Genomic DNA, 11,473 nt, shown 5'->3' on the forward strand with positions numbered 1-11,473 from the left:
TTATCGACGGGAAGCCCGTACGCGCTAATAGCGCCGTCGGTTTGTTGTTGGCATCGAACAAGGCCTGATAACACTGGGTACTGATGGCATGGTAATAACCGTTTTGGATCTCATCCTCACGGCTCCAACTCACCTTAACTGGCCGTTTAAATTGCTTGGAGAGTAGCGCCGCCTCGACACTGAAATCTGGTTTGGACTTACGCCCAAAGCCGCCGCCCAGTAGCGTCACATTCACTTTCACCGCATCCTCGGCGATACCTAAGGCCGCGGCCACATTTTGCTGGGTACTCTGCGGTGTTTGTGTCGATGCCCAAATTTCACAGCCCTTCTCGGTCACATTGGCGGTGGCCACAGGCGGCTCGATGGAGGAATGGATAAGGTAAGGCACGGTATAAATCGCCTTAAGGGTATCGTCCTTCGGCCAGGCTTTGACCTCATCACCAACTTGACGTACCACCTTGCCAGGGGCTTGTACCTTGTCCACCAGCTCTTGCAGGTAGGTTTTAGAATCGTGGCTGCTGTTGGCAGACTCAGTCCAGCTCACTTGCAAGGCTTTACGCCCCTGCAACGCGCTCCAAGTATTTGTCGCCACCACAGCTACGCCGCCTAGGGCTTGAAAAGCGGGAGCGCCCTTGGACGTTGGCAAACGGTACACATCGACCACACCCGCTACCTTGCGCGCCGCACTATCGTCAAGACTAGCCACATCGCTCCCCAATACGGGTGGGCGCATAATGCTGGCATAAAGCATGTTATCCACTTGGATATCATAGCCATAGACAGCCTTACCCGTGAGCATGGCCTGCATATCGACTATCTGACGCGAAGCACCAATTTGCTTGAAATCCTTAACCGCCTTTAACCGCAGCGAATCGGCTGCGGGCAATGGTAATCCCGCCGCATCGAGGGCTAATTCACCAAAGCGCGCAGCACGGCCAGATTTGGCATGCAGCACTTGATGATCTTTAGCCTGCACTTCACTCACGGGGACTTTCCAGCGGGCTGCTGCGGCTTGTTCAAGCATGGTTCGAGCCATCGCGCCCATCTCACGCATGCGGTCATAGTTTTCGCGAATACTGCGGCTACCATCGGTATTTTGGCTGGCGTAGCGTTTATCGGCGAGCCCTTGAATAGGCACAATTTTATCCCAATCAGCCTCTAGCTCTTCGGACAAAATTTGCAAAATCCCCGTGCGGATCCCCTGACCCATTTCGGAGCGGTGGCAGGTCAAATAGACCTTGTCGTCCTCACCGATGGCGATAAACAGATTGAGCCGCGCCTGTTGGTCCTGTGCCAATGCCATTGGACTCCAACTGAGGCCACTGGCACCAAGGGCGAGACCGCCCCCGACGGCGCCGAAGAGTTTTAACACATCGCGGCGACTGATATTTTCAACTGCGGTGAATGTACTCATCTTAGCCCTCCTGCTTGGCATAGCTTTGCAGCGCCGCTTTTATCCGAGGATAAGTACCACAGCGACACAAATTACCCGACATGGCAGCATCAATTTGTTCCGCCGATGGTTTTGGATGCTGAGTGACTAAAGCCGCTGCTGACATTAATTGCCCAGCCTGACAATAACCACACTGAGGCACATTGTGTTCGGCCCAAGCATTTTTAAGCTTTTGATTACTCAGCCCTTCGATCGTAGTCAGTTGTTTACCCTGCACCTGGGATAAGCTGGTTAAACAGGCGCGCACAGGCTGACCATCTACATGCACGGTACAAGCGCCACAGAGTCCGGCGCCGCAGCCATATTTAGTGCCCGTTAAGCCTAAAATATCCCGTAACGCCCAGAGGATAGGCATATTGGGATCCGCATTTAAGGTAAAGGATCTGCCATTAATGGTCAGGTTTAGGGAAGGCATCGCAAGGCTCTGGTCCTGTGCCGCCTCCGAGGATGGTATTGCCATAACTCACTCCTTAAGTGCCAACCACGACGCAAGATCGGCTTTAGTATCAATATCAATCGCGGCATGGGGCAAAGGAACAGCCACTAACTCACCCACATTTGCCAGTTGTTTTAAGATGGATTTGGCGCCGCGATCGCCAGTCAAATCCGTTAATAAATCGAATATTGAGGCATTAAAAATAGCAGGGGCGCCTAATTCATCCAACGTCCCTTGTTCATCCAACGTCCCTTGTCCATTCAACATCTCAGCTTCGTTCGTATAAAGAGCGGCCACAGATTGTTGACTCGTCTGCCAAGTCTCAATCACCTGCCGATAGTCTTCAAATGTCAGCGCGACTTGATCCGCTAAGGTGAGTAACATGCCATCAAACTGCTGCGCTTTTGCAAAGTCCGCCGCAACTCGCAGAGACGACGCCAAACCTGTTTGCCAATTAGGATTATCAAGCAACGTCAGTTTTAGCGCTCCGAGAGCGTCAAGTTGCGGACGCAATAATGTTTGATGGGCACCAAGCACTACCAACAGTTCTGCAGTGACTTGATTAGATGCTCCCATTACTAATGGAGCCGAGGTGAAGCGAGCCAAACGGTCGATATGGCGTTGTAAGATACTATGCCTTTGCCCCTCACTCGCCGCTGTTGATAAACGTTGTGCCAGCTTCGCCCCCTGAAAGCGCCGACTCTCGCCTGCCGCGAGCACAGCAATGAGCAATCTTTGCCTGATGCGCATTAAGGCATCATTCCATCGAGCGAGGAAAATGCCGCGCCATGAAGCACCCCATGGCATTGGGCCAAGATACTCAAGGCAATGGCGCTCGGTAACTCGCCACCGAGCGCAAGCCCTGCGGGCGCCGAGAAAAAGCCACTAAACGACTCAGTATTGAGTTCGGCCATCGCCAGCACTTTATCCCGCCGATGAGCGGGCCCCAAGAGTGCAACATATTTAAGATCAAAAGGTTGAATAGCTTTGAGCGCCGCCGCATCCAAATTCAGGTGATGGTGCATGACCACGGCGCAATCTAATTGCGCGACAAGCGCTTCGGCATCATTAAGGCTTTGCTTGACGATATGGGCATGGGGAAAGTCGGCACTTCTCGCGTAGGCGGTGCGCGTATCAAACACGCTCACCTGCCAACCTAAACTGTGGGCAATCGCTGCCACGGGTTTAGCATCTATTCCTCCACCAAAAATCCCTAAATGAAATCGTGGTCTGAGTGGGATGATAAGCGCCTCCCCTTCAGGCTGACTGAGTATGCCCGCCTTAGGAAAATCCGCCGTAGGAAAAGGGACACTTTGCGCCGGATAAAACTGTGCAGCGTAACTGCGAGCATCGCTGCCCGCAGGCACTAAGGGCAATTGATAGTAGCCCGACAGCCCCTTGCGAAACGCTTGTACTATGTCCACTAGGCCAAGATCATGATTTTCTTTAAGCAGAGGGATCAACATGATATCGACTTTACCACCACAACCTAGGCGGTAGCTGGCATCGGATTCATCGGTCGCATCATAGGTGATACAAGTAATCTGTTGCGATTGCATGGCTTGCTGCGCATGACGGCGAAGATCGGCCTCTAAACAGCCACCACCTTAATATCCCTGCGCCTTGGCCAAACTCGTGGAATAACATCATGGCGCCGGGTTTACGGTAGGACGAGCCTTGGATATGGGTAATCACCGCCAGAACCCATGCATCATCCGCGAGGGGCAACCAATGTTCTAATAAGTCTTCCATTTGGTGATCCATCGACATTGATTCCTCTCTATTTCGCTAACTTAGGGACACATTTAATGCATCCACGATTGAAATCAGCGTAACTGATTAAAAAATTATCTTTATGTAGAACAAGCTAACAAAGGAAAATTGAATTTAAAAGGGCAAAAGCGGGGAAACACAAAATAGCTAAAGGATAAAGCTGACATCCCTGTCAACAAGTGTGAGATAGCCTTGAACTAAGGGTTAAAACTGATACTCTCCAGCCTTAGTTCGTAGTGCTTGGGATTGATTATCTAAGCTAATAGAGGTGAATTCGATTTGCTCAATAATTTGTGACACTTCGCGGGAATTATCACGGATCACCATAAGACTGGTGGCAATATCCTTAGACACCAGGGATTGCTCTTCGGTTGATGCCGCTACTTGGGTATTAATCCCATGAATCGCCGCAGTGCTATGGCGAATATCATCAAAAACCGTCACGATACGTTGCAATTCACCTGAGGCTTTTTTCATTAAGTTAGCCGCTTGGGTGACTGAGCTGCCCACCTGATTGGTGCGATTTTGTAAACTGGCAACAATATCATCAATTTCCTTGGTAGAATCTTGAGTGCGCTGTGCGAGTGAACGCACTTCATCGGCTACCACCGCAAAACCACGCCCTTGCTCACCCGCCCTCGCCGCCTCAATGGCGGCATTGAGTGCCAATAAGTTAGTTTGCTCAGCAATCGCTTTAATCACACTTAATACATTACTGACTTGAGTGCTCTCATTCACCAAATGCTGCATCGAATCTTGGGTGGTCGTAAATTCACTTTCGAGCACCGCCATCGCATTCAATGCCTCTGAAACCGTATCCTGACCAACGCCCACATGGGTCTCATTTTCCGCTGCCCGAATTTCGGCGTTCGAGGTGCTCTCACTAACATGCACTAAGGTGGTCGTCATTTCTTCCATCGCGCTCGCACTGGCATCGAGCTCTTTGGCGACTCGGTTTGAGCTTTGACGGGAAACTTGAATCGAAGCTTTGGTTTGTTTAGCGAGATCTGCCACCTCCTTCGCAATACTGTCCGTCGTCGCTAATGAACTGGCTAGAGATGAAATGAATAAATTAATTTGGCTAACAATTTCCCCAATTTCACCCTGAGTCGAAACTGAGATCCTGCGGGCAAGATTTTTAGACCTTTGAATATCAAGTAATTCGCGACAGGTTTGTACGAGTGGAGTCACAATCCTACTTTTAACAATAACAAAGCCGCCAACGGCAACTAAAATCACCAAAAAGAGTACAAACTGCGAACCATTGAGTGCCATATTTAAAGAATCCAATCGATTACTCACCTCACCCTCAGTGCGTTTATCCAAGGCGGTAAAAAACTGATCGATCGGCTGCATGATCTTGGCTTTTTCACTATGATATTGATCGCTATGTAGTAATTCCCTCGCCATCGCGAGATTCGGCTCACCTTTAATGCTGTAGGTTTGGGTATTAGGATCGATAAAAATTCCTTTCACCGCGTTCATCGCCTTGACCTCAAGGGCGACTAAAGCATCAGAATTTTGCTGTGCCTGCTCTAGATAATGGAATTCCTCATCAGAAAACCCCAAGGCCTTCATTTGGCTTTTGATGGCCACTCTGGCGCCATCTGGCTTAGGTTTATCGCCATAACTGAGCACCAAATCCCAATAAATCTGGTGATATTTTTCCGGTCTAGGTTTTTCACCGTTACGAATGGCCAGAATATCCATATACATTTTTTCGTACTTTTCATCCCCAGTCACCGCATAGGTACGGGCGAGTCTGGTCAAATCATCAGAACTTTGCCGAAGTTCATCAGCAATTTGGTAGGATTGATAGCGAATATTCGCAGCATCATTAAAGAGTTCAATCTTAGATTTGACATTAAAACTCAGCACCGCCGTAATCACTGCACTAGCGACGATTGTGGAAAAAACAACACTCATCATCGTTTTTGTATTCATAGTTACCCCGATAGACACCTACAACGTTAGCTTTAAGTCTAGTCAGTAAAATGTAGCTAAAACGTAAAAAAACAGAATTTTGATGAAATAATACACAGAGTTACGAGCGATTCTCAGTTGCGTAAATAACCGATATTTGGTTTAGGTCAAAATATAATGCTTAAAAATAGATAGTTGCGGATAAATCTAACTAAAAAGACCCAAGATGTGTGTCAAGCAGAGATGAGGTTTGCAGGTTTAATCAGGCACAGTAAATATGAATTGTACCTGATTAGAACTCGCATTTTGGTTGATATTAAGTCAATTGACGCAGTGTTATGCAACTTAGAGCAGTAACTGATCAGCCACAAAGGGATTATGTTCACGCTCTTCGCCAAAGGTAGACATAGGTCCGTGGCCAGGAATAAATTCCACGTCAGCGCCTAAAGGCCAGAGTTTAGAGGTGATTGAATGGATCAAGCTTTGATGATTTGACTGAGGAAAATCAGTACGGCCAATCGAGCTTCTAAAGAGAATATCTCCGACCCATGCAAGCTTGGATGAGGCCGAATAAAACGCCACATGTCCTGGCGTATGGCCAGGGCAATGCAGCACAGTCAAACTTTGCTCGCCCACGGTGACGGTATCGCCATCACACAGGTATTGATCGGGTTCAAAGGCATCACAGTGGGGAAAACCAAAGTTTTGACTCTGTTTAGGCAGATTTTCAATCCAAAACTTATCCGCCTCATGTGGACCAACGATGGGTACATTCGTTTGTTGTGCTAATAACTTAGCACCGCCAACATGATCAATATGACCATGAGTGAGTAACACTTTTTCAAGGGTCAGCCCTAATTTAGTGACTTCACCTAAAATACGGTCAACGTTCCCTCCCGGATCGACAACCGCTGCATGCTTAGTTTTTTCACACCAGATCAAGCTGCAATTCTGCTGGAAAGGTGTCACAGGAATAATTTGGTACTTCATAGCTTCAATCTCGTGTTATCCATAGCCGATAGATTACGCTAAGAGGGTTATCATGGCTCAATTTTTTATAATAAAAATTGATCTCAACCAAAGGCTAATCAAATAATCCTAACTTGCGACAACAGGGCTTTTGTATACAATCTGCCATAAATAACAAGCCTAGCCCTTAAGGTCAATTGATGAAACCCGATATGATGCTCGCTGGTGTTTTCGCCAAGAAACACACATTTACTTTGCCACTCAACTACCAACAACCCATTGGTGAGCAGATTACTGTGTTTGCGAGAGAACTTTGCGCCATTGAAAATAAAGATAAAAAATTACCCTATATCGTCTTTTTCCAAGGAGGTCCTGGCTTTGCCGCTATGCGACCCGCCAGCAATAGCGGCTGGATCCGTCGAGCACTCAAAGAGTTTAGAGTCTTATTGCTCGATCAACGGGGCACAGGCCTTTCTAGCCCCATCAATTATCAGAGCCTCTGTCACTTACCCCCTGAGCAACAGGCCGAATATTTAAGCCATTTTAGAGCCGACAATATCGTCCGTGACGCCGAATCCATTCGCACCCAGCTCTGCCCCGCCGATAAATGGGCTATCCTCGGTCAAAGCTTTGGTGGTTTCTGCGTGCTGCACTACTTAAGTGCTGCGCCTCAGGGCGTAAGTGAAGCCTATATCACAGGTGGTATTCCTTCCCTCACGCGCAGCAGTGATGAGGTTTATCAAGCCACCTATCAGCGCGTACTCGCCAAGAATAAGGACTTCTTCCAGCGCTTCCACGATGCGCAGCATCTGGTGACTCGCCTCGCCAAACATTTACTCGAACATCCAGTGCAGTTAGCCACGGGTGAACGCCTCACGGTTGAAATGCTGCAACTGCTTGGCATTAATTTAGGCATGGAGCAAGGCCCTGAGTCAGTCTACTATTTACTTGAACAGGCCCTAGTGCACTCGCCCCAAGGTGATTATGTCAACCCGCTGTTTTTAAATCATTTCTGCCAATTACTCGACTATAACACCAACCCAATTTTTGCCCTGTTACACGAGGCCATCTACTGCCAACACAGTGCGTCACAGTGGTCTGCCCATAGGGTACGGGAGCAGTATCCGGCCTTTAACTATCAAGTGGGTAAGCCTTTCCTGTTTACTGGCGAGATGATTTACCCTTGGATGTTTGAACAATTTAGCCATTTAGCGCCACTTAAAGCCGCAGCCAATATTCTTGCCCATAAAACGGACTGGCCAGCGCTATACAATCTTGAGCAGCTCAGCCAAAACCGCGTCCCAGTTGCGGCCGCGATTTATAGCGAAGATATGTATGTAGAGATGGATTTCAGCCTAGAAACCGCCAAACAGGTAGCGCACCTAAAGTATTGGTTAACCTCAGAATATGAACACAATGGTATTCGAATGGATGGCGAGCGGATCTTAGATAAGCTCATCAGTCTCAACCGCGGTGAACTCTTAAGATAAATGTTAATTTTAAGGGTTAATTAAGTAAAAGCTGTCATTGTGTGCAGGCTCCTCATCCAAATGAGTGATTTTGGCTACAACGTTCAACGACCTATTTTCCGTGAGAGTAATCCGAGTTGGATTACTCTTTTTTTTGCTGAAAAAATGCACTCAACAAAGTTGAGTGCATGACAATAATCGTCAAAATACAGGGGAGCGGGTGTTTAACGAGGATGAAATTAACGTTTCATTTGAGGATAAGTAAACTCATGGCATTGATTGCAATAGACTTTACTTTCTTTGTGTTCCTGATGGCAGTAAGTACAAGGCAGATCAGTACCATAGTGCAGACTGTTATGGGGATTCGGCTCAACCGAATGACCCGCATCCGCAGGGCGCGCAGTCAACTTAGCCACGTCCTCGGGTGAACCATGACAACGACTGCAAGTCGCAGCATCGGGAACGGTTTTACGTTTTGCATCACCGTGGCATGCCGCACAATCGACTTTACCATCGGCTCCAGTCATTACCTCTTTATGGTAATCCTTGATATTCATTGCATTAGCAGCCATAGGTGCTGCCAACATGGCACCGAGTAATAGAATAAATACGGGTTTTAACATCAGAGTCTTCCTAGGCGGGGCATGGTGCCCCGCATCGCAGATTAATAGTGTGTAATAAAGTCAGTCGACGCTTGGATGTCCGGCGTGAATGGGCGATCTTTCGCAACAAAAGGCACTTTCTCGCGGTAAGCCTTGTACATGGCTTGCGTCGCTTTACCAAGTTGCAGCTCAGGGTTCGCTTGTTTACGTAAATCAATCGCTTGAGTTGAATGTAGCAGCTCTAAACCATAGATGACTCGCGTGTTATCCACGATTTGGATCAGGTTATCCGATGCTAACTTAAGGTTAGTGAAGGTATCTTCAATACCACCAGCGATAGAAATCCCATCGAAGGAGACTGGCGTCGCTAACTGCTTGTTACGCACTTGCATATCCACAAAGGCTTTTTGAATTGCACCAAAGGCATGGCCTTGGTTTTCAGGCGCACTTAGGAAGCGCGTCAGCTTAGTAAAGTGTTCATCGGACAAATGAATGGTCCGCATCACACTGTTATGGGAAACATGGGTCAAGGCCACACTCAGGTTTTGCACCGCGAGAGCCACAGGCAGCGGCTCAAAGTTAGTGGTTGGGAATACACCACCCTGCCCTTCAACCAAATACTTAGCCACTTGTGGGAACTGCGCATACTGGTTTGAGGCACCCACAATTACTGCGGGGTTATCATCTGAATGGTTGATTTGGATATTGAGTACTTCATCCAATGAAGCTAAGGCCTGTTCGGCGCCAGCAAAAGTATAAGCTGTCGTTCTAAAGCTCAGCGGATCTTGCAAAGGACGCTCATCATTCAGCTGCCATAAATAGCTTCCATCGAGTTGTTTTAAAATGTCACTGGCGGCGGTTTTAATATAAGGGAATGGGCGAATATCATTGGTTTGTGGCAAGAATGGCGCCACGTTGCCGTTTAATCCCTCAAGGCTTAAGCCAAAGACGGTGGGCGACACGGCCAATAGTTGCTTCGCCTCGCGGTAACCTTGCATTGCATACGCCACAGCAAAGGCGTTGTTAGATAAAATCGACAGCGCATCTTTCCCCATTGGAACTAATGGTGCAATCCCTGCATCAGCCATCGCCTCTTTACTGCTAACACGCTGACCTTTATAGAATACTTCCCATTCGCCAACCATGGCTAAACCGACATGGGATGAGAGTAGAATGTCCGCCTCACCTACCGTGCCCTTGGCAGGGATCACAGGCGTAAGTCCCTTGTTAAGATAGGCTTCATAAAGCTCTGCCACCACAGGCTGCACACCGGTTTGTCCGGCTAGCATAGTATTTAACCGCACAGCCAATGCCAAACGTGTTAAGCGGATGGGCGCAACGTCACCCACGCCTGCACTATGAGCACGAAAAGTACTAAAGTTAAAACTTCTTGAGGCATCGAGTACTGCATCACTCAATTTGCCATTAGCATCGAACAGTTTGTGGTCTTTATTAAGTCCAACACCTACGGTTAGACCATAAACGGGTTTACCTAGACGTGCGGCTTCCATCAATAGCTCGTGTGCTTTCACTAATTGGGTTTTCGCTTGTGGAGCAATTTTTACTTTAGCGCCATCGGCAATTGCCCAAGCTTGGTCTTGGGTTAAATGTTTACCATCAAGCACGACTTGCTCCATCGCTAACGCACTGCCTGAGAGTAGGCTCAAGGTGAGTGAAGCCATCAACACTGATTTATTCATAATCATCTCCAACATTTTGTTATATTTAGTAAAATCTAGGCTTGCTTAAGTGTTACAGCACTCGCTGCGGCGCAGTTACGGCCAGCGTTACGCCCCGTCACCACCCCTTCAGCAACGGCGCAGGCACCTAATCGACTTGCACCGTGGATACCACCGGTAGCTTCGCCAGCGGCATATAATCCGGGGATGGCTTTATTGCTGACCAAATGCAGCACTTCGGATTGGGTATTTACCTTCACGCCGCCCATGCAGTAATGCACCTTCGGCCACATGCGCACCGCATACCAAGGTCCTTTGTCTAGCACGATGGCCTCTTGCATTGGGCGATCGAATTCTTTATCTACACCAGTCTTAACCGCCTCATTCCAGCGCTCGACTTGCGCCTTTAACGCCTTAGCAGGCATGCCGTAAATAGCAGCCAGTTCGTCTAAGGTCTCGGCTTTGCTGATGACGTTATATTTCAGTCCCCAATCTAGGGTTTGCGCCTTGCTGGCACCGGCGGCATTAGTAAAGCCAATGGGGTAGACAGGCTGTCCCTTTTCATCTCGTCTGGTCATAATGGCGTCGGCCCGCGCCTTACGGTCGGCTAATTCATTGAAGAAACGCTCGCCGGTGCGTACATCGACAACAATGCCGTGGGGATAAGTGGCAATAGTGTTGAATTGTGAAGCCGTGCCAAACCCCTTCTCGTCAGGAGATGCCCAGGGACCGAGTTGAATTTGGTCTAAATGAATGGGATTGGCCCCAATCAGCATCATTTGCTTGAGTGCCTCAGAGGTGGCACCTGCATGGTTGGTTGAATCTAAATCACTATTTAACTCAGGTAATTGCATCATGCGGTATTCGATATCACGGCCAAAACCACCGGTCGCCATAATCACGCCGCGGCGCGCGCCGATACGGCGTATTTTACCCGTGCGCTCATTGGGAAAATAAAAACCTTCACGAACTTCGACACCGATCACCCGTCCAGCCTCATCTTTTACAAAGCCTTCGAGCTTGGTCTGATTTTTCATGACCACGCCCTTGTCACGCGCAGCTTTGATCAAGGGACGAATAATGCCTGCACCTGAGCTTTCGACGGTTTGCAGTACCCGTTGTACTGAGTGACCGCCAAAATGTTGTACAAAGGGCTTCCAGTGAACACC

The 11,473-nt window shown here is 48.4% G+C and carries 9 protein-coding genes and 1 pseudogene; 1 reads left to right on the top strand and 9 read right to left on the bottom strand.

Features of this window, described 5'->3' with window-relative positions:
• From SHEWPOL2_RS20230 to SHEWPOL2_RS20255, 6 genes and pseudogenes are all read right to left on the bottom strand, one after another.
• A partial coding sequence (locus tag SHEWPOL2_RS20230; protein WP_037431087.1) for a molybdopterin cofactor-binding domain-containing protein occupies positions 1–1,414 on the bottom strand: 1,414 nt, incomplete at its 3' end.
• A gap of 1 nt (position 1,415) precedes the next feature.
• Positions 1,416–1,913, bottom strand: a complete 498-nt coding sequence (locus tag SHEWPOL2_RS20235; protein WP_037431089.1) for a (2Fe-2S)-binding protein — start codon at positions 1,911–1,913, stop codon at positions 1,416–1,418.
• A 3-nt stretch (positions 1,914–1,916) separates the two neighbouring features.
• A complete protein-coding gene (locus SHEWPOL2_RS20240; RefSeq protein ID WP_037431091.1) occupies positions 1,917–2,639 on the bottom strand; it encodes a nucleotidyltransferase family protein in 723 nt (240 codons plus the stop codon).
• Positions 2,639–3,653, bottom strand: a pseudogene (locus tag SHEWPOL2_RS20245) (XdhC family protein). The gene SHEWPOL2_RS20240 and the pseudogene SHEWPOL2_RS20245 overlap by 1 nt, the downstream one beginning before the upstream one ends.
• 213 nt (positions 3,654–3,866) lie before the next feature.
• Positions 3,867–5,606 carry a methyl-accepting chemotaxis protein gene (locus SHEWPOL2_RS20250; RefSeq protein ID WP_037431093.1) on the bottom strand — a complete coding sequence of 580 codons (1,740 nt, stop codon included), beginning with the start codon at positions 5,604–5,606 and terminating at the stop codon, positions 3,867–3,869.
• Between the two features lie 324 nt (positions 5,607–5,930).
• Positions 5,931–6,575: an MBL fold metallo-hydrolase gene (locus tag SHEWPOL2_RS20255; protein WP_037431095.1), complete on the bottom strand. Its 645-nt coding sequence runs from the start codon at positions 6,573–6,575 to the stop codon at positions 5,931–5,933.
• A 179-nt stretch (positions 6,576–6,754) separates the two neighbouring features.
• Here SHEWPOL2_RS20255 and SHEWPOL2_RS20260 point away from each other — a divergent pair, with 179 nt between their 5' ends.
• Positions 6,755–8,044, top strand: coding sequence for an alpha/beta fold hydrolase (locus tag SHEWPOL2_RS20260; RefSeq protein ID WP_037431098.1), 1,290 nt, complete (start codon positions 6,755–6,757; stop codon positions 8,042–8,044).
• A gap of 218 nt (positions 8,045–8,262) precedes the next feature.
• Here the strand turns inward: SHEWPOL2_RS20260 and SHEWPOL2_RS20265 are convergent, their stop codons facing one another.
• The 3 genes from SHEWPOL2_RS20265 to SHEWPOL2_RS20275 all read right to left on the bottom strand — a co-directional run.
• On the bottom strand, positions 8,263–8,646 hold the full coding sequence (locus SHEWPOL2_RS20265) for a cytochrome c3 family protein (protein ID WP_037431101.1): 384 nt from the start codon (positions 8,644–8,646) through the stop codon (positions 8,263–8,265).
• Positions 8,647–8,687: 41 nt separating this feature from the next.
• Positions 8,688–10,325, bottom strand: a complete 1,638-nt coding sequence (locus SHEWPOL2_RS20270; RefSeq protein ID WP_037431102.1) for an aromatic amino acid ammonia-lyase — start codon at positions 10,323–10,325, stop codon at positions 8,688–8,690.
• A 35-nt stretch (positions 10,326–10,360) separates the two neighbouring features.
• Positions 10,361–11,473 (bottom strand): flavocytochrome c (locus SHEWPOL2_RS20275; RefSeq protein ID WP_037431104.1); only part of this gene is annotated, 1,113 nt, incomplete at its 5' end.

The organism is Shewanella sp. POL2, assembly GCF_000282755.1.
Lineage (GTDB): Bacteria > Pseudomonadota > Gammaproteobacteria > Enterobacterales > Shewanellaceae > Shewanella > Shewanella xiamenensis.

Excerpts from the sequence above, each read along its gene's own strand:
- SHEWPOL2_RS20235 (WP_037431089.1), bottom strand. The coding sequence starts at position 1,913 with ATGGCAATACCATCCTCGGAGGCGGCACAGGACCAGAGCCTTGCGATG.
- SHEWPOL2_RS20240 (WP_037431091.1), bottom strand. The coding sequence starts at position 2,639 with ATGCGCATCAGGCAAAGATTGCTCATTGCTGTGCTCGCGGCAGGCGAG.
- SHEWPOL2_RS20250 (WP_037431093.1), bottom strand. The coding sequence starts at position 5,606 with ATGAATACAAAAACGATGATGAGTGTTGTTTTTTCCACAATCGTCGCT.
- SHEWPOL2_RS20255 (WP_037431095.1), bottom strand. The coding sequence starts at position 6,575 with ATGAAGTACCAAATTATTCCTGTGACACCTTTCCAGCAGAATTGCAGC.
- SHEWPOL2_RS20260 (WP_037431098.1), top strand. The coding sequence starts at position 6,755 with ATGAAACCCGATATGATGCTCGCTGGTGTTTTCGCCAAGAAACACACA.
- SHEWPOL2_RS20265 (WP_037431101.1), bottom strand. The coding sequence starts at position 8,646 with ATGTTAAAACCCGTATTTATTCTATTACTCGGTGCCATGTTGGCAGCA.
- SHEWPOL2_RS20270 (WP_037431102.1), bottom strand. The coding sequence starts at position 10,325 with ATGAATAAATCAGTGTTGATGGCTTCACTCACCTTGAGCCTACTCTCA.